This window comes from Pseudomonas sp. GQ91 (genome assembly GCF_059758795.1).
On sequence record NZ_JCAXED010000014.1, the window covers coordinates 150476 to 167953 of the forward strand.

The 17478-nt window shown below is 60.8% G+C and carries 13 protein-coding genes and 3 pseudogenes; 5 read left to right on the plus strand and 11 right to left on the minus strand.

Annotation, left to right across the window (positions count from 1 at the left end; translation table 11 throughout):
* Positions 1-74: 74 nt before the first annotated feature.
* Together pdxR and AC6CIA_RS20835 are read right to left on the minus strand one after the other, a co-directional pair.
* Entirely contained in the window at positions 75-1547 is a 1473-nt protein-coding gene (pdxR, locus tag AC6CIA_RS20830) for a MocR-like pyridoxine biosynthesis transcription factor PdxR (protein WP_498314731.1), read from the minus strand.
* A gap of 104 nt (positions 1548-1651) precedes the next feature.
* Entirely contained in the window at positions 1652-2110 is a 459-nt protein-coding gene (locus AC6CIA_RS20835) for a GNAT family N-acetyltransferase (protein WP_498314733.1), read from the minus strand.
* A 163-nt stretch (positions 2111-2273) separates the two neighbouring features.
* On the opposite strand from AC6CIA_RS20835, the gene AC6CIA_RS20840 reads away from it, so the two are divergent.
* The 3 genes and pseudogenes from AC6CIA_RS20840 to AC6CIA_RS20850 all read left to right on the plus strand — a co-directional run.
* Positions 2274-3305: a hypothetical protein gene (locus AC6CIA_RS20840; RefSeq protein WP_498314735.1), complete on the plus strand. Its 1032-nt coding sequence runs from the start codon at positions 2274-2276 to the stop codon at positions 3303-3305.
* Between the two features lie 197 nt (positions 3306-3502).
* Positions 3503-4567: pseudogene (locus AC6CIA_RS20845) on the plus strand (methyl-accepting chemotaxis protein); the annotation flags it as partial.
* A gap of 258 nt (positions 4568-4825) precedes the next feature.
* A pseudogene (locus tag AC6CIA_RS20850) lies at positions 4826-5422 on the plus strand (methyl-accepting chemotaxis protein); the annotation flags it as partial.
* A gap of 656 nt (positions 5423-6078) precedes the next feature.
* On the opposite strand, the gene AC6CIA_RS20855 reads toward AC6CIA_RS20850, so the two are convergent.
* Genes AC6CIA_RS20855 through AC6CIA_RS20870 form a run of 4 tightly spaced genes read right to left on the minus strand, consistent with a single transcriptional unit; the run spans position 6079 to position 10218 of the window.
* Positions 6079-6477 carry a glyoxalase superfamily protein gene (locus AC6CIA_RS20855; protein WP_498314736.1) on the minus strand — a complete coding sequence of 133 codons (399 nt, stop codon included), beginning with the start codon at positions 6475-6477 and terminating at the stop codon, positions 6079-6081.
* Complete coding sequence (locus tag AC6CIA_RS20860) at positions 6477-7940, minus strand: N-acyl-D-amino-acid deacylase family protein (RefSeq protein ID WP_498314738.1); 1464 nt, start codon at positions 7938-7940, stop codon at positions 6477-6479. The genes AC6CIA_RS20855 and AC6CIA_RS20860 overlap by 1 nt, the downstream gene beginning before the upstream one ends.
* A gap of 1 nt (position 7941) precedes the next feature.
* The gene (locus AC6CIA_RS20865; RefSeq protein ID WP_498314740.1) at positions 7942-8802 is read right to left on the minus strand and encodes a MurR/RpiR family transcriptional regulator; all 861 of its coding nucleotides are present in this window, start codon (positions 8800-8802) and stop codon (positions 7942-7944) included.
* A gap of 12 nt (positions 8803-8814) precedes the next feature.
* A complete protein-coding gene (locus AC6CIA_RS20870; RefSeq protein WP_498314742.1) occupies positions 8815-10218 on the minus strand; it encodes a GntT/GntP/DsdX family permease in 1404 nt (467 codons plus the stop codon).
* Positions 10219-10413: 195 nt separating this feature from the next.
* Between AC6CIA_RS20870 and AC6CIA_RS20875 the strand changes: the two genes are divergently transcribed.
* A complete protein-coding gene (locus AC6CIA_RS20875; RefSeq protein ID WP_498314744.1) occupies positions 10414-10797 on the plus strand; it encodes a lysozyme inhibitor LprI family protein in 384 nt (127 codons plus the stop codon).
* Positions 10798-11050: 253 nt separating this feature from the next.
* Here the strand turns inward: AC6CIA_RS20875 and AC6CIA_RS20880 are convergent, their stop codons facing one another.
* The 4 genes from AC6CIA_RS20880 to AC6CIA_RS20895 all read right to left on the minus strand — a co-directional run bounded on the left by AC6CIA_RS20880 (position 11051) and on the right by AC6CIA_RS20895 (position 15004).
* Entirely contained in the window at positions 11051-12496 is a 1446-nt protein-coding gene (locus AC6CIA_RS20880; RefSeq protein WP_498314745.1) for a SulP family inorganic anion transporter, read from the minus strand.
* An 82-nt stretch (positions 12497-12578) separates the two neighbouring features.
* Positions 12579-13475: a LysR substrate-binding domain-containing protein gene (locus AC6CIA_RS20885; RefSeq protein ID WP_498314747.1), complete on the minus strand. Its 897-nt coding sequence runs from the start codon at positions 13473-13475 to the stop codon at positions 12579-12581.
* A gap of 41 nt (positions 13476-13516) precedes the next feature.
* Positions 13517-14107: an NADPH:quinone oxidoreductase MdaB gene (mdaB, locus tag AC6CIA_RS20890; protein WP_498314749.1), complete on the minus strand. Its 591-nt coding sequence runs from the start codon at positions 14105-14107 to the stop codon at positions 13517-13519.
* Between the two features lie 132 nt (positions 14108-14239).
* A complete protein-coding gene (locus AC6CIA_RS20895; RefSeq protein WP_498314751.1) occupies positions 14240-15004 on the minus strand; it encodes a sulfite exporter TauE/SafE family protein in 765 nt (254 codons plus the stop codon).
* Positions 15005-15194: 190 nt separating this feature from the next.
* Here AC6CIA_RS20895 and AC6CIA_RS20900 point away from each other — a divergent pair, with 190 nt between their 5' ends.
* Entirely contained in the window at positions 15195-16091 is an 897-nt protein-coding gene (locus AC6CIA_RS20900) for a LysR substrate-binding domain-containing protein (RefSeq protein ID WP_498314753.1), read from the plus strand.
* Here AC6CIA_RS20900 and AC6CIA_RS20905 read toward each other — a convergent pair.
* A pseudogene (locus AC6CIA_RS20905) lies at positions 16037-17444 on the minus strand (amino acid permease). The gene AC6CIA_RS20900 and the pseudogene AC6CIA_RS20905 overlap by 55 nt on opposite strands.
* Positions 17445-17478: the final 34 nt, after the last annotated feature.

Here is a 17478-nt window from a genome sequence, read left to right on the forward strand (position 1 = left end):
GAGGGCGCCAAGGCTAACCCTCGATGGCCCCCCCTTTCAGTCCACTTCCTCGCGCCATGCCAGACCACTTGAGATTATCGAAGCGCCTTGGCCAGCGTCCGGGTCGCCGCCTCGATTTCAGTGGGCGTCAGCGCCGAAAAACCCAATAGCCAGCCTCCCGTAGCGGGTGGCTTGGCGTAGAGACGACTAAGACCTGGTAACTGGATACCCACCCGCGCCGCTTGCCGAAGGGTCTCGAGTTCTGTCCACCCCTCCTTCAGCAAACAGGGGAGCTGCAAGCCACCCGGCGGCAAACTGGCAGTGACGATAGCGCTCAAGTGGCGCCGGACGGCCTGCGCCATCGCATCGCGGCGCTCTCCGTAGATGGTGCGCATCGCACGGATATGGCTGCCGAAATGGCCGTCGCTCATGAAGCGCGCCAACGTCAGTTGGGCGAGCTGCGGGGTGTGCCCATCGAGGATGCTGCGCGCATAGGTCATGGGTTTGACCAGGTCCGGCGGCAACACCATGAACCCCATGCGCAAACCGGGGTACAGCGACTTGCTGAACGTACCCAGGTAAAGCGTGCGCTGGTAACGGTCCAGCCCCTGCACGCAGGCAGTCGGCAAGCCCTCGTAGTGAAACTGGCTGTCGTAATCGTCCTCGATAATCCAGCCTTGACGCTCGGCGGCCCAGGCGGTCAGTTCAAGGCGTCGCTCCAGGGCGAGGGTCGCACCGGTGGGATATTGATGGGACGGCGTGACGTACACGGTATTGGCGCCGCTGCGGTCGGCACGCAGTTGATCGATACACACGCCTTGATCATCCACCGGAACCGGCACAACCTTGAGCTGGGCCATCTCGAACGCCTTGCGCGCACCGAAGTAGCCGGGGTCTTCCATCAGGATCGGCTGGCCGGCATCCACCAACACTTGGGCACACAAATAGAGAGCCTGGCGTGTACTGGACAACACCAGCACCTGATCAGGCGTCACTCGGGCACCCCGCTCCAGGTTCAGATAATGCGCGATGGCCTGGCGCAGCGGTTCGGCGCCTTGCGGGTCGCCGTGCAACAGCAGGCCTGGCGGGTAATCCTTCAACGTATGGCGGTGCAAGCGCTCCCAGATTCCGACGGGAAAGGTACGGGTTTCAGGCAGGCCCGTGGCAAAGGCCTTGACTACTTGCTGGTCGCTGACACCGCCACTGGCGAGAATATCCGCACCGCGGGTACTGAGCGTCGCGGCCAAGTTCACGGGCACCGGTTTATGCTGGCGCACGCCCCGCAGACCAGGCCCGATCTTTTCGGAAACGAAGCTACCCGAGCCTTCACGCCGACAGAGATAGCCGTCCAGTTGCAACTGCACATAGGCAATCTCAACGGTGTCCCGAGAAATGCCCAGCGAGCGTGCAAGCGTGCGAGTCGCCGGCAGGCGGCTGCCGGGCGCAAGGATGCCTTCCAGGATCAGTTGGCGCAGCACGCGCTGCACACGCACGCGTAAATCCAGTGCGGCTATTTTCGGCTCGGCGAGACGAATCTTGAGCGTGTCCAGCTCGAGGTTGTGAGTCATGTAGTTTGCCAGGCATGAAAAAGACGGCACGCCAAACCCCACATCTTTGTTCGGCACCGCCGATATGTCCATGTCCAATGTCGGCGGTGTGGAGCGAGTGCGGGTTACAACGTCATGCGGTACTCGATGAAACCCGAATCCTCGGCCACCCAGTTGTAGAGCTTTTGTGCGCGCTTATTGGTTTGATGGGTGTGCCAATACAGGCGCGAACATCCGTGTTGCCGAGCAAAGTCGCGCACCTGTTCGATTAGCATTTTGCCGCTCCCGCTGCCACGGACGGTGGGCGCCACATACAGGTCCTCCAGGTAGCAGTAGTCGGCGACTGTCCAGGTTGAGCGATGCAGGACGGCATTGACCAACCCCACCAGATCCTCGCCCTGGGCCGCCACGAAACCAGAAACCGGCTCATCCGGATCGAGAAAACGACTGAACGTAGACTGTGATACAGCCTCTTCCAGCGTGACTTCATAGAAGTCTTGATAAGCCAGCCACAATGCCAGCCACCGCTCATAGTCGTCGGGCTGAAGCGCTCGCACGATCACGCTCTGTTGATCATTACCCATTGCACTCTCCTGCAGAAAAACCGAAACCGGTTCGGGACCGTGCAATGGTAGGGTCTTCAACCCGTTCGCAACCGACCACTTCAGCCCCGTCGAGCAGGCCAATCGCGCGCCGCTGAGCATCGGCTATCATGAATGCCCGTCAGACAACTGGAAGTCCGATCTCATGTTCAAACCCTTGGCTGTCCTGGCCTTCGCGGGCGCTGCGAGCTATGCCGATGCGGCGCCGGCCGACCTTGCCGGTGTGTGGAGCGGCACTCTTGGCAAAGCGTCGATCACTGCCTGTTTCAATGCGTCTCCCGACAGCAACGGCAGTTACTACTACACGCGTTTTCTGACGCCGATCCAATTGAGCCGTGAGCAAGCCGGCGAGCCATGGGTGGAGGAAGGCAACAGTGGGTCCTGGCAACTGAACACGCCTCAGGAGAACAGACTGACGGGAACCTGGACCAAGCCCTCAGGCGGCGAGCCGCTGCCGTTAGTGCTGACACGAACTGACGCCCAAGGGTGTGGCAGTGACGCCTATAACCGGCCGATGGAATCAGCACCGCTACCCGCCAAGGTGGAAAAAAGAACCTTTGGCGCGCATCGCTACCAGGTAAAGACCCAAGGCGCCGAGGTCACCCTCAAGCTGGAGGGTGCGGGCCGGGCGATGCAGAAGATCAACCAGCACCTGGCGCAGCTGGCCGTCAGCCCCGAGGGCCAGGCCGAGTTCTTCCGCGAACGGCGCGAGTATCTGGGCCGCAACGGTTCCGCCCACACCAGCGAAATCGAGGTAGAGCCCATTTACTGGTCGTCCCGCTGGATCACCGTCAAGTTCTATCGCTGGACCGCCGGCTATGGGCGCAGCGGCATCAGTTGGGGCTTGCACTCCTGGGACCTGCAAACCGGTGAACGCGTCGATCCATGGCGCTGGGTCGGCAGTCGCCAGGCGTGGGATGACCCCTACTCCGCACAGGTCAAACTGTCGCCCGCCTTCAGTGCCTGGCTGGAAAAGCAGGCCAGCGTGGACGAGGGCTGCCCGGCCATCAGCAGCTACTCGAGATTCGACCTGAGCTTCAACACTCAAGGCTTGCAGCTCTCAACGCCCTCCTACGGCGACGGTTGCGACAATGAGCTGAGTTTCACCTGGGCGCAGCTGGAGCCCGTGTTGTCGGCGCAAGGCAAGGCGGCCCTGGCCAGCCTGAAGGCGCCTTGAATCCCCGTTTCGTTGCGCAATGATCGGTGTAGTGCGCGAGTTTTTTCAGGCATCTGTCCAGAAAATCCAGCCATATTGAAAATTTACTTCAGTTGAAGGCGTTCTAGCCGATAACGCTCTACACCGCTGTACTGGCCTCCAATAACGACAACCTTCCAGTGCCGATAATGAAATAACTGCGTGCCTGGAGGCATTCGATGAACAATTGGTTCGCCAACCTTAGCGTCAACCTGAAACTCGGCCTGGGCTTTGGCCTGGTGCTGGCCCTTACCTCGATTCTGGCCCTCACCGGCTGGACCAGCCTCGGGGGCCTGATCGACCGCAGCAACTGGATGAGCGACATCACCCAGCTCAACGCCTCTCTGACCAAATTACGCATCGTGCGCCTGCAATACATGCTGGCCAATGGCGACGAAAGCGTGGCGCAGAACGTGCAAGCCAGTCTCGACGAGTTTTCCGCCCAGCAGCAAAAATTGCTCAATAGCTTCAAGAGCCCGGAAAATCTCAAGTTGCTCAACGAGCAGAAAAGCATCATCACTGCTTACCAGCAGTCGCTGAACAAAATGCGCGAGGCTTACCGTAACGGCAATGCCGCGCGCCAAACCATGGGCGACCGTGCCAAAGCCGCCAACGCGGCGATCAGTACACTGGAGCGTAACGTACGCCAGCTGCCCGACAGTACCGAGCGTTTTGCCCAGTTCGAGGCCATCACCCGGGCCAAGGAACAGTTGCTGCTGGCCCGTTATGAAGTACGCGGCTACACCAGCAACGTCAACCCGGACACCGAAGCGCGCGCCGCGGCGCAGGTCGAGACTGCGATCAACGGTTTGAAAGCGTTGAGCAGCGTATTCGGCGCCACTCAGCGCACCGAACTGACCACCCTGGAAAACGCCCTCGGCGCCTATCGCAGCGCGGTGCAGGCGTACAAGGCCGCCAACGCCAATATCGTCCTGGCCCGCCAGGAAATGACCGTGCAGGGCGCAGATATTGTTTCGCGCAGCGAAGCGCTGTATGCCATTCAACTGCAACGTCGCGACGCCGAAAGCGCCCAGGCCCGCAGCCTGCAATTGATCAGCACACTCCTGGCGCTGCTGGTGGGCGTCATCGCCGCCGTGATCATCACCCGGCAGATTACCCGTCCGCTGCAAGAGACCCTTGCCGTGGTCGAACGCATCGCGTCCGGTGACTTGAGCCATAACATCCAGGTCACGCGTCGTGACGAGCTGGGCGTATTGCAACAAGGCATCCAGCGTATGGGCACCACCTTGCGCGAGCTGATCGCCGGCATCCGCGACGGTGTGACCCAGATCGCCAGCGCCGCCGAAGAGCTTTCGGCCGTGACCGAACAGACCAGCGCCGGGGTCAACAGTCAAAAGATCGAGACCGATCAAGTGGCGACCGCGATGCACGAGATGACCGCCACCGTGCAAGAAGTGGCGCGCAATGCCGAGCAAGCCTCCCGAGCCGCCTCGGACGCCGACGGCGAAGCCCGCGCAGGCGACAAGGTGGTGGCCGAAGCCATCGCCCAGATCGAACGTCTGGCCGAGGAAGTGGCACGTTCCACCGACGCCATGGCGCACCTGCAACAAGAGAGCAACAAGATCGGCAGCGTAATGGACGTGATCAAGGCCGTGGCCGAACAGACCAACCTGTTGGCGCTCAACGCCGCCATCGAAGCCGCCCGCGCCGGGGAAGCCGGTCGTGGTTTTGCGGTGGTCGCCGACGAGGTCCGTGGCCTGGCCCAGCGCACGCAGAAATCCACCGAGGAAATCGAAGGCCTGGTCGCCGGTTTGCAGAACGGCACCCAGCAAGTGGCCAGCGTGATGAACAACAGTCGCAGCCTCACCGACAGCAGCGTCGAGCTGACTCGCAAGGCCGGCGTGTCACTGGAGAACATCACCCGCACGGTGTCGAACATCCAGTCGATGAACCAGCAGATTGCCGCCGCAGCCGAAGAGCAAAGCGCCGTGGCCGAAGAAATCAGCCGCAGTATCGTCAACGTGCGTGATGTGTCGGAACAGACCGCCACCGCCAGCGACGAGACAGCCAAGTCGAGTGTCGAACTGGCGCGCCTGGGCGGTCAGTTGCAGCAAATGGTCAGCCATTTCCGGGTGTAGATACCCTGGCGCAAAAAAGCCGCCTCGGCTAAAACCGGGGCGGCTCCCGCGTATCAGACCTTAGCGGTCATCAAAGCTGTCCCGCAGGAATTTCCACACGTGATAGACACGCAGGGAATTCACTACGAGGTCCCACGTACGTCGTGCAAACTTAGACATACTCGGCCCTCCAAGCGTTGGGCCTTACCTCCAGCACACTTACCGGAACACGTGGGCCTTCGGACTCAGGTCGTTGTTTCCTGTGAGGTGGCCAGGTTGATGGTCCTTCCGCATGACTCCGGCACGGATTACAAGCCCGTGGCGGTCGGTCCAGAACTCGCGCGAAAACCCAGCTCCCTTACATAACAACGAACGCAGAACGGGGAAGATACTAACTCGGCATCCGGTTGGGAGGTGTTACAGGATCGGGCCAAACGTCCTCTCTGGCGCCTTAAAATCTGTTGCCATTATTTGCAGAAATGTCGACTGAACAAGCCTCAAAAAATCGACCAACGCTCATCGCCCCATCTTGCACGTCGCGTAGCGCGACAGTAGTATTGGCCTCAGGTCGTTGTTTCCTGCGAGTATGCAAACTCAGCCGAAAACTGGGATTGCAATAAAAAACCGCCCTACTAAGGCGGTTTTTTATTGCCTGCATTTTTCCGCAGACGGCGGACTCAATCCGCCATCTCTTCGACGAATACCACACGGTTGCCGAACGGATCCTTGATGCTCATTTCCCGCGTGCCCCAGGCCGTTTCTTCGACCTCAGGCTTCGCATAGCGATAATCCTTGGCCAGCAATTGCTGCTGGTACGTCGCAATACCTTCAATCTGAATCCGCACCGCTGCGCCCGGCGAAGCATCGCCATGATGTTCGGACAAGTGCAACACACACGTTCCCGACGACACTTGCAGGTACAACGGGTAGTTCGTCTCGAACCGATGTTGCCACTCGACCTTGAACCCCAGGAAATCGACATAGAACTCCAGGGCCTTGGTCTCGTCGAAGATCCGCAGGATGGGGATGACTCTTCCTAAGTGCATGCTGGTGGCTCCCTGTTCGTGAGCCGCCACTATAGAGTCTTGAAGCCCTCTCGCAAATCCCCGCTGCGTAGCAAAAAACGCCCCGCCCGCTGATCGTTCGCCTGACCATCGCGGTAACTCAACACCCCGTTGATCCACACGCCGTCGATCCCTTCGGCGGCGCGCTGGGGGTCTTTGAAGTCAGCCACATCCCTCACCCGTAGCGGATCAAACAGCACCAGGTCAGCCCAGTACCCTTCGCGGATCTCACCCCGTAGCGACAAGCCAAACCGCGCCGCCGACAACCCGGTCATTTTGTGTACCGCGGTGTGCAGCGGGAACAGTCCCAGGTCCCGGCTGAAATGCCCGAGCACCCGAGGGAATGCGCCCCACAACCGCGGATGAGGGAATGGGTCCTCTGGCAGGCCGTCCGAACCGACCATCGACAACGGATGCGCGAGGATCCGTTGTACATCGGCCTCATCCATCCCGTAATACACCGCCCCCGCCGGCTGCAGGCGGCGGGCGGTGTCGATCAGCGGCAGGTTCCATTGCGCCGCGATGTCCTGCAGGTCCCGGCCCCCCATGTCCGGGTGCGGCGTCGACCATGTAATGGTAATTCGGAAGGCGTCGGTGACTTGTTTGAGGTCCAGGGTCGAGGAACTCGCCGCGTAGGGATAGCAATCGCAGCCCACCGGATGGCTCTTCGCCGCCTGTTCCAACGACGCCAGCAACTGCGGGCTGCGCCCCCAATTACCCGCGCCGGCGCACTTGAGGTGGGAGATGATCACCGGCACCCGGGCATGGCGACCGATCAGGAAGGCTTCGTCCATGGCCTCCAGCACCGGTTCAAATTCGCTGCGCAAATGGGTGGTGTACACCGCGCCATACGCCGTCAGCTCTTCGCTCAGTTGCAGCACTTCATCCGTTTCCGCGCTATAGGCGCTGGCGTAGGCCAGGCCGGTGGACAAGCCCAGGGCGCCGGCCTCCAGGCTTTCGTGCAATTGCTCACGCATCGCGGCGATTTCGCCGGGCGTCGCGCTGCGCTGCAGGTCGTCCATATGGTTGCTGCGCAACGCCGTGTGGCCGATCAGGGCCGCGACATTCAGCGCTGGCCGAGCGTTTTGCACCGCGACACGGTAGTCGACAAAACGCGGATAGACGAACGCCTCGGCGCTGCCCAGCAAGTTCATCGGGTCGGGTGGATCACCCCGCAGACTCACCGGCGAGGCGCTGATGCCGCAGTTGCCGACGATGACCGTGGTCACCCCCTGGCTGAGTTTGGGCAGCATCTGTGGCTGCCGGATCACCACGCTGTCATCGTGGGTATGAACGTCGATAAAGCCGGGGGCGAGCACCTGTCCGGCGGCGTCGAACTCATGCCCGGCGCTGGCGCCTGACAGGTCGCCGATCTTTGCGATGCGCCCATCCAGCAACGCCACATCGGCGACATAAGCCGGCGCGTTGCTGCCATCAATCACCTGCGCGTTGCGGATCAGCGTGTGGTACTTCATCTCAGTCTCCCAGCGGCAGGCAATCGGCGCCGCCGCGATAATCGTCCAGGGCCAGCTTGATCCGGCGCAGGCGTTCCTGGTTGTCGTCCGGCTTGACCAGCGCCAGTTCGGTGGCGAGCACGTCAATCGCCAGCAGCATGCCGTAACGCGCTGCGGTGGGTTTGTAGATAAAACTGGTTTCGGCCGGTTGCAGCGCCAGCACCACATCCGCCAAGTGCGCCAGCGGCGAATCGGCGAGGGTGATGGCGATAATCCGCGCGCCGTAGTTGCTGGCCAGTTCCACCACCCCCAGCAACTCAGGCGTGAGGCCTGTCAGGGAGCACACCATCAACACATGTTCCGGTCCCAGGGTGGCGGCCGTTACGCGCATCATCACCGGGTCGTGGCAAGCGGCAATCGGATATCCCAGACGCACCAGACGCACCTGCAACTCCTCGCTGCACAGGCTCGAGGGTCCGCCCATGCCGAATGCATGAATCATCTGCGCCTTGCCCAGCAGTCTCACGGCGTCGACAAAGCTGCTCTGCTGGAAGCCCGACAGATGCTGGCGCAAGGTCAATTCGATATCACCGAGGATTTGCCGATGAAACGCCGACTGTTCAGGCAGGCCCGCCGGGTCCAGAAAACGACTGCCGACGCCACTGGCCTGGGCCAATTGCAGTCGCAGGTCGCGCAAGTCACGGCAGCCGACACTGCGGGCAAAGCGCGACAGGGTGGCGGTACTGACCTCGGCCCGCTGGGACAACGCTTCCAGGCTGGCGGACGCGGCGAAGCCGACATCCTCGAGCATCAGCTTGGCGATACGCCCTTCGCCGGCGCTGAACGAATCCTGACGGGCGCGGATCTGGTAGAGGATATCCATGCGGTCTCCGGGTTACAGCAGGCAGGACAGAGCATAAGTCAGACCGAACGCGACCAGGGAAATCAGGGTCTCCAGCACGGTCCAGGTCTTGAAGGTCTGGATCACCGTCATATTGAAGTATTCCTTGATCAGCCAGAAGCCGCCGTCATTGACGTGGGAAAAGATTACCGAGCCAGCACCGGTCGCCAGCACCAGCAGTTCCGGGTGTGGATAACCCAGGCCCAGGGCAACGGGCGCGACGACGCCTGAAGCGGTGGTCATGGCCACCGTCGCTGACCCCGTGGCGATACGCATCAATGCCGCAAACAGCCAGCCCATCACCAGCGGCGACAAGTTGAAGGCGTTGGCCAGGCCGAGAATTTCATGGGTGACGCCCGCATCCACCAGAATCCGGTTGAGCCCTCCTCCAGCGCCCACCAGCAAAGTAATGCTGGCGGTCGGCGCCAGGCATTCATTGGTGAACTTGAGGATCGATTCGCGATTGAAGCCTTGTGCCAGGCCCAGCGTCCAGAAGCTCACCAACGTCGCCACCAGCAAGGCGATCACCGAGTTGCCGATAAACAACAGGAACTGGTTGAAGGCCGTGCCGGGTGTGGAGATCAAGTTGGCCCAACCACCAATCATCATCAACACCACCGGCAACAGGATGGTGCCCATGGTCAGGGCAAAACTCGGCAGGCGGGTGCGCGGCTCACGGTCGATGAACTGACGTTCCAGCGGGTTCTCGGCGGGCAGGTGGATGCGTGGCACGATGAATTTTGCATACACCGGGCCGGCAATGATCGCGGTCGGAATACCGATCAGGATCGCATAGAGCACGGTTTGCCCGACCGAAGCGTTATAGGCCAGCACGGCCATCATCGCGGCCGGGTGCGGCGGCACCAACGCATGCACCACCGACAAACCGGCGACCATTGGCAGGCCGACCATCAGGATCGACACGCCGACACGCCGGGCCACGGTAAACGCAATCGGTACCAGCAGCACGAAACCGACTTCGAAAAACAACGGCAGCCCCACCAGGAATGCGATGCACACCATCGCCCAATGGGCGTTGCGCTCACCGAAGCGGTCGATCAGCGTACGTGCGACCTGCTCGGCGCCACCGGACTCGGCCATCATCTTGCCGAGCATGGTGCCCAGGGCCACCACCAGCGCGATATGCCCCAGGGTCTTGCCGACGCCGGCCTCGTAGGACCCCATGATCGTATCCGCCGGCATCCCGGCCAGCAGCGCCAGGCCAATGGACACCAGGGTGATGACGATAAACGAGTTGAGCCGATAACGTGCGATCAGCACGATCAATGCAATGATGGCGATGGCAGCGTATGCCAATAACCAGAAGCCCGGTGATGCGGCCATGCGGTACTCCTCGGAAAGGGTCACGTCGAATAGGTTGTGAAACTCATAAATCATTACCGAGGAACACTTTCAAATTTTATGAAAGTAATTTTCGCCAACAGGCACGTGCTGTCGCGCTGGGATATGCCTGCAGGCACACGATGAAAATCAGGGGTTCGTTCTTACATGCGGATTGGCCCGCCAGAGGAAACTCGAATGCCGATACCAGGTCATACACTGCAACCGAATCACCCTCAGGATAAGCAGCCCATGAAAGCTCAAACCCTCGCCATCAGCGCGCTATTGCTGGCCTTGTGCGGCACCGCGTCAGCCGCCGACAGCAGTCCGACGCTGCAAAAATGCATGGACAACGCCAACACCACGGTCGCGATGGTCGGCTGCAATACCAGTGAAACCAAGGTTCAGGACAAGCGGCTGAACAGCGCGTACAAGGCCGCGATGGCCGCTCAGGAGGGTGCACGCAAACAGCAACTGCAGGACGTGCAGCGCCTGTGGATCAAGTACCGGGATGCCAATTGTGCGTTTGCCGGCTCCGCATCGGGCGGCAGCATCGATCAGGTCAACGGCTCCGGATGCCTGCTGGACATGACCCAGACCCGCGCCGAGGAACTGGAAAACCTCGTCCGCCCCTGACTCACATGTGCCTGCGCGCCTGCCAGCCTTGATGCAACCCTTATGGTAAATGGAGCTTGTCCTGTGGCGAGGGGGCTTGTCCTGTGGCGAGGGGGCTTGTCCCCCGTTGGGCTGCGCAGCAGCCCTAAAACCAGCCACCGAGTACTGTCAGAAGAAATGCTTCGAGTTCATTGGGCGCTGCTGCGCAGCGCAACGGGGGACAAGCCCCCTCGCCACAACGGTAACCATGCTCCCGGTTGAACGGGAGTCGTGGCTAGTCGTGACCCACCCGTGCGCGCTTGAGCAGTTTCTTGCAGCGCTCTGACAGGTGCAGCACCCGCAGATGCTTGCCAGCCTTGGTGTAACGCTCACGCAGGGTCATCAGCGCGGCGATGGCTGAGTAGTCGACAAAACTCAGGTGCCGACAATCCAGGGTCACCTGCTCCGGGTCATTGGCCGGGTCGAACTGATTGAGGAACGGCGTGGTCGAGGCAAAGAACAAGGTACCGTGCAGCCGATAGAGCTTGCTGCCGTCGGCTTCCAGATGCTCGTCGGCGTAAAGCTCGCGGGCCTGTTGCCAGGCAAAATTGAGCGCCGCGATTACAATCCCGCAGAGCACCGCAGTGGCCAGGTCGGTGAAGACCGTGATCACGGTCACCGCGATAATCACCAGCACGTCGTTCAGCGGTACCTTGTTGATCACCCGCAGCGACGCCCAGGCGAAAGTCTGCTGGGACACCACAAACATCACCCCGACCAGTGCAGCCAGTGGAATTCGTTCGATCAGCGGCGACAGAAACAGGATAAACAACAGGATCATGACCCCGGCAAACACCCCGGAGAATCGTCCGCGCCCACCGGAACTGAGGTTGATCACCGTCTGCCCGATCATCGCGCAACCGCCCATCCCGCCGAACACTCCGGAGACCATGTTGGCGGTGCCCAGCGCCACGCTTTCGCGGTCCGGGAATCCACGGCTCTCGGTGATTTCGTCGGTGAGATTGAGGGTCAGCAGGGTTTCCAGCAAACCGACCATGGCCATCAGGAACGCATAAGGCGCGATGATGCCGAGGGTTTCCAGGGTCCACGGAATCTGCGGCAAGGCAAAGCTCGGCAGGCCGCCGGCGATATGCGCCATATCGCCCAAGGTCCGCGTGGGCAGGCCCAGCAGATACACCGCCAACCCTACGCCAAGGATCGCCACCAAGGCCGGCGGCACCGCCCGGGTCAGGCGTGGCAGCAGATAGACGATAGCCATGGTCGCAATCACCAGCCCGGTCATCACATACAACGCTGTGCCGCTGAGCCAGGTTTCGCCGTGCTTGAAGTGTTCAAGCTGGGCCAGGGCGATGATGATCGCCAGGCCATTGACGAAACCCAGCATCACCGGGTGCGGCACCATGCGTACAAGCTTGCCCAGGCGCAGCAGGCCGAAGGCGACCATGATCAAGCCGCCCAGCAACACCGTGGCCAACAAATACTCCACGCCGTGTTGCACCACCAGCGCGACGATCACCACCGCCATCGACCCCGCTGCACCGGAAACCATGCCTGGCCGACCGCCGAACAAGGCAGTCAGGGTGCAGATGATGAATGCGCCGTAGAGCCCCATCAACGGATTGAGATGGGCCACCAGGGCGAAGGCGATGCATTCGGGCAGCAACGCGAAAGACGTGGTGAGTCCGGCCAAGGCGTCGGTGCGCAGACGAGTGAGTTTCATGGATTACCGGGGCGTCGCGGAAAATGAGGGGCGGATGGTACGGAATTGAGCGAAGCGGGGCTAGCGTTGCTGATCGCTTCCGTCAGCACGCGTAACGGGCCAGCTTGTCCTGGATGAAGTCCAAAAAGCACTGAATGCGCAGGGCAAGCTGTGAGTTACGGTAGTACACGGCGTTGATCGGCTGGCGATAGCCGCTGTTGAACTGTTCCAGGACCACCTGCAGGCGCCCGGTCTGAATGTCTTCGTTGGTCATGAAATGCGACAGGCAGGCTACGCCCTGCCCTTGCAGTGCCAACTGGCGCAGGGTTTCACCGCTGGAAGCGGCAAGGCCTGGCTGGATCAGCCAACGATCGCCCTCCGGATGACGCAGCGGCCAATGGTTGAGGGTTTCGGTCTGGGTAAAGCCCAACAGCATGTGGTCAGCCAGATCGGCCACCGTGGTCGGCGTGCCGTGCTGTTCCAGGTAGGCAGGGCTGGCCAGGATATGCAACGGGCTGCAGCCCAGGGCACGGGCGTGCAGGGTCGAGTCCGCCAGCGTACCGATACGGATTGCGATGTCCGTGCTTTGCTCCAGCAGGTCGATGATCAGGTCGTTGCTGTTCAACTCCAACTGGATGTGCGGGTACAAGCGCCGAAATTCGGCAATGTATGGCACGATCGCATGCAGCATGAACGGTGACGCCGCGTTGATCCGCAGCCGCCCGGAAGGCGTTTGCCGGTGCGAAGACAGGCGCTCCTCCAACTCGTCCATTTGCTCCAGGATCACCTTGGCCCGCTCGAAGAAATACTTGCCCTCTTCGGTCAGGTCCATGCGCCGCGTGGTGCGGTTGATCAGCGTGGTGTCGAGCTTGGCTTCCAGGCGCGACAACGTGCGGCTGACCGCCGAGGGGGTTTGCCCGATCTGTTCGGCGGCCGCGGAAATCGATCCGCACTCAATGACGCAGACGAATATCTGTAGCTCATCGGATCGGGCTTTCAAGGTGAGTCCTCTTTAATACGGCTGCCGGGATACTAGCCGTGTTACAGACTCAGGTTAAACACTTGAGCCAGATGTTGCTCGTAACGAACCACATCGGCTTCGATGGCCGGGCGCTTCATCACGTCCACGCAGAGGAAGGTCGGCAAGCCACGCATGCCCAGGAATTGATTGGCCTTGTGGAACGGGAAATACACCGCGTCCACGCCCTTGGCTTCGAAGAAATCGCTCGGGTCGTCGAATGCTGTCTGCGGGGCATTCCAGGTCAGCGACAGCATGTAGTGCTTGCCCTGGATCAGGCCACCGCTGCCGTATTTCTGCGACGCATCGGACCGGGTGCGGCCATCGCTCGCATACAGGCTGCCGTGGCCTTCGGTGAAGACTTCATCGATGTACTTCTTGACGATCCACGGCGCGCCCATCCACCAGCCAGGCATTTGATAGATGATTACGTCGGCCCAGAGAAACTTCGCAACTTCTTCAGCCACGTCATAACCCTGATCGATGTGGGTCACTTTTACATCGATGCCGCCACGATCCAGCAGCGCCAACGCGGCATCGTGCAGGGTGTTGTTGTAGCGACCGTCCGAGTGGGCGAATTGCTTGCCACCGTTGAGCAACAGTACTTTTTTCATGGGGAACGCACCTGAAGTTAAGAATGTATGGCCTCAGGTTATCGATTACCCCGGCGCTGAATAAGCCGGGTCTCGGCAAAATACATTTGACTGTAACGCACGAATCAAATGCCAATTGTTGCCTTGTCAGCCTTATCCGCTTATCAACAAATGCCCGCCCAACGCCGCCATCCCAATGAAGAACACGCGCTTGAAGCGTGTCGCGCTGATGCGCTGACGTACGCTTTGCCCCACCCACATGCCGAGCAGAGCCGGCACCAGCGCCAGGAGTGAGGCATTGATTTCGCCACTGCCCAGGTTGCCGCGCCAGAACAGGCCAGTCGCCAGGGCCAGGGTAGAAACGCTAAACGACAAGCCCAGGGCCTGTACCAGTTGGTCGCGTTTCAAACCCAAGGCTTGCAGATAGGGCACGGCTGGAATCACGAACACACCGGTGGCCGAAGTAATGAGCCCTGTCACAAGGCCGCACACCGGTCCCAGCCAACGCTCGACCGCAGGTTTTACCTGCAACCTCGGCAGAAACAGCCCGCTCAAGGCATACGCCAGCAACGCTGCGCCCAATGCACGCACCACCTCGTGCCCAGCCTCCATGCCCAGCCACGCAGAACCGAGGCCCGTGCCGAAAAAAATCAACAGGAGCATGGGCCACAGGCGCCTGATCAACACCCTCAAATGGCCCCCGGACGCCAGTTGCCACAGATTGGTGATCATCGACGGAATAATCAGCAAGGCTGCAGCCTGCGGCGGGAGCATAGCCAGCCCGAGCAAGCCCATGGCGACAGTGGGCAAGCCAAGACCGATGACGCCTTTGACCACGCCAGCCAGCACAAAGGTAGCAATGACCAGTAAAGTCAGGGCCGGACCGAGGTTCTGGTAAAACCCTAGGAAGGTATTCATGGGGGGATTGTGCGGGTTGGGTGCAGGGTTGAAAATTCGCCATATACTGAGGCAGCCTCTTGTTTTAGATGAGGCTAATGACCTTATCGCGAGCAAGCCCGCTCCCACATCTGGAATATGTTCGCGGATCAAAATGTGGGAGCGGGCTTGCTCGCGATAAGGCCCGCCCCAGCACCCGAGAATTCAAGCCATGTACTTTGACCTGATCGACCTTCGCCTCTATCTGCACATTCTCGACACCGGCAACATCACCGCCGGGGCCGCACGCAGCCATCTGTCCCTGGCCGCCGCCAGTGCACGGATTCGCGCGATGGAAGCGTCATTGGGCATCGAATTCCTCCAGCGGGGCCGCCGTGGCGTGACCCCGACCGCTGCCGGCAAGGCCCTGGCCCGTCATGCGCGCCTGCTGTTGCAACAAGCCGAGCGCATGCAACAAGACCTGACGGAATACGCCAACGGCGTCAAAGGCCAGGTACGCTTGCTGTGTAACACCACGGCCATCAGCGAATACCTGCCGGAACGCCTGGCGGACTTTCTCTGCCAACACCCCAACCTCGATATAGACCTGCAAGAGTTGCCGAGCCTGCGCATTACCCACGCCTTGCGCCAAGGCGTGGCAGACCTGGGGATCATTTCCGATGCGGTAGATACCTACGGTTTGCAGACTCGGCACTTTCACGAGGATCCGCTGGTGCTGATCGTACCGCTTGGGCATCCGTTGAGCGCAACGCCAGCGAGCTTCATCGAGAGTCTGCAATACGACCATGTGGGCTTGGCTGCTGACAGTGCGCTGGCGGTGTACCTGGAGGAGCAGGCGCTGCACGCCGGTTTTCGCTTGCAGACGCGGATTCGCGCCGACGCGTTTGATGGATTGATGCGCATGGTCGCCCGTGGGGCAGGCCTGGGAATTGTGCCGCAAGCCGCACTGCAGCGCTGGCCTCATCCACAAGGCTTCAAGGCCCAGCCCCTGAGCGAGGAATGGGCCTGTCGCAGCTTGCTGTTATGCGCCCGGTCCTTCGAGCAGTTGCCGGGTTACGCCAAGGCGTTGCTCGATGCCTTGTCCGCGCCCTTGCGGAAGAACACGTAATACACCGCCGAGAGGATCACCAGGAACGGCACCCCGAACACCAGGGTCATCTTGAACGCCTCGGTGAAATAGGTGGTGATCATCACCGCGCCCATCAGCACCAGCCCCAGCAGTGTGCTGCAGGGAAACCAGCGCAGCTCGAATGACAGCTTCGGCCCGCCGTGGCGCTTGCGGTAGCGGCGGAAGAAAAAGTGCGTCAGGAAGATCATGAACCAGGTGAAAATCGCGCCAAACATCGAGATCGCCATCATCAGCGTGAACGAGCTTTCCGGGTACACCACGTTGAGCAGTGTGGCCAGGGCGATACCTGAACTGGACAACAACAAGGCGTTCAGCGGGATCCCGCTCTTGCTTAACGCCCCCATGGATTTGGGCGCAAAACCGGCGCGGGACAGGCTGAACATCATGCGGGTGGTGATGTACAGTTGACTGTTCATCGCCGACAGCGCGGCGATCAGGATCACGAAGTTCATCACCCCGGTCGCGCCGGGAATGCCAATGGTCTGCATCACCGTGACAAACGGGCTCTGGGTTTGACCGGCCTGGGTCCACGGCACGATGGCCAGCATCAGCGCCAACGTCAGCAGGTAAAACACCACCAGGCGCACGATGGTCGCGCGGAAGGCTTTTTTCACCGCCTGCTCGGGGTCGGCCGCCTCCCCGGCGGCCACCGCGATCATTTCCACGCTCAAGTAGCTGAAGATCGACACGATCACCGCAATCCACATACCGCTCAGGCCATTCGGGAAAAAGCCACCATGGGCCGTGTAATTCTGCACCCCGTACTCTGGATTTCCCGAGCCAAACACCACGTACACCGCCAGGATGATGAAGCCGACGATGGCGCTGATCTTGATCGTAGAGAACCAGTACTCAAAGGTGCCGAAGGTCTTGACGCTGATGGCGTTAAGCACGATCAGCACACTGGAGAACGACACAATCCACACCCATTCCGGGACGTTGGCGAACCAGTACTTCATATACATCGCCACCGCCGTGACCTCGGCGCCCACCGCCAGCACAATCGCCGCCCAGTAGGCATACCGCACCAGAAAACCGGCCAAGGGGCTTATGTAGAACTCGGCGTAGGCACCAAAAGAGCCGGAAGTGGAGTGCGCCACCGTCATCTCCGCCAAACAGCCCATCAGCAGCAAGGTAATCAGCGCACCGATGGCATAGCTGACCAGCACGCTGGGACCGGCATAGCCGATGGCGTAGGCGCTGCCCATGAACAGCCCCGGTGCCGATGGCGCCACCGATGGCGATCATGCTCATCTGCCCGGAGGTGAGCTGGCGCCGCAGGCCCAGTTCGCGGTTGGTGATTTCTGCAAAGCCGTTATCTGGCGTGGTCACGTGACGTGCCCCTTTATTATTGTGATTGCACTGT

Bases quoted from the DNA above. Each gene is read 5' to 3' on its own strand.
- pdxR (WP_498314731.1), bottom strand. From the start codon at position 1,547: ATGACTCACAACCTCGAGCTGGACACGCTCAAGATTCGTCTCGCCGAG.
- AC6CIA_RS20835 (WP_498314733.1), bottom strand. From the start codon at position 2,110: ATGGGTAATGATCAACAGAGCGTGATCGTGCGAGCGCTTCAGCCCGAC.
- AC6CIA_RS20840 (WP_498314735.1), top strand. From the start codon at position 2,274: ATGTTCAAACCCTTGGCTGTCCTGGCCTTCGCGGGCGCTGCGAGCTAT.
- AC6CIA_RS20860 (WP_498314738.1), bottom strand. From the start codon at position 7,940: ATGAAGTACCACACGCTGATCCGCAACGCGCAGGTGATTGATGGCAGC.
- AC6CIA_RS20865 (WP_498314740.1), bottom strand. From the start codon at position 8,802: ATGGATATCCTCTACCAGATCCGCGCCCGTCAGGATTCGTTCAGCGCC.
- AC6CIA_RS20870 (WP_498314742.1), bottom strand. From the start codon at position 10,218: ATGATTTATGAGTTTCACAACCTATTCGACGTGACCCTTTCCGAGGAG.
- AC6CIA_RS20875 (WP_498314744.1), top strand. From the start codon at position 10,414: ATGAAAGCTCAAACCCTCGCCATCAGCGCGCTATTGCTGGCCTTGTGC.
- AC6CIA_RS20880 (WP_498314745.1), bottom strand. From the start codon at position 12,496: ATGAAACTCACTCGTCTGCGCACCGACGCCTTGGCCGGACTCACCACG.
- mdaB (WP_498314749.1), bottom strand. From the start codon at position 14,107: ATGAAAAAAGTACTGTTGCTCAACGGTGGCAAGCAATTCGCCCACTCG.
- AC6CIA_RS20895 (WP_498314751.1), bottom strand. From the start codon at position 15,004: ATGAATACCTTCCTAGGGTTTTACCAGAACCTCGGTCCGGCCCTGACT.
- AC6CIA_RS20900 (WP_498314753.1), top strand. From the start codon at position 15,195: ATGTACTTTGACCTGATCGACCTTCGCCTCTATCTGCACATTCTCGAC.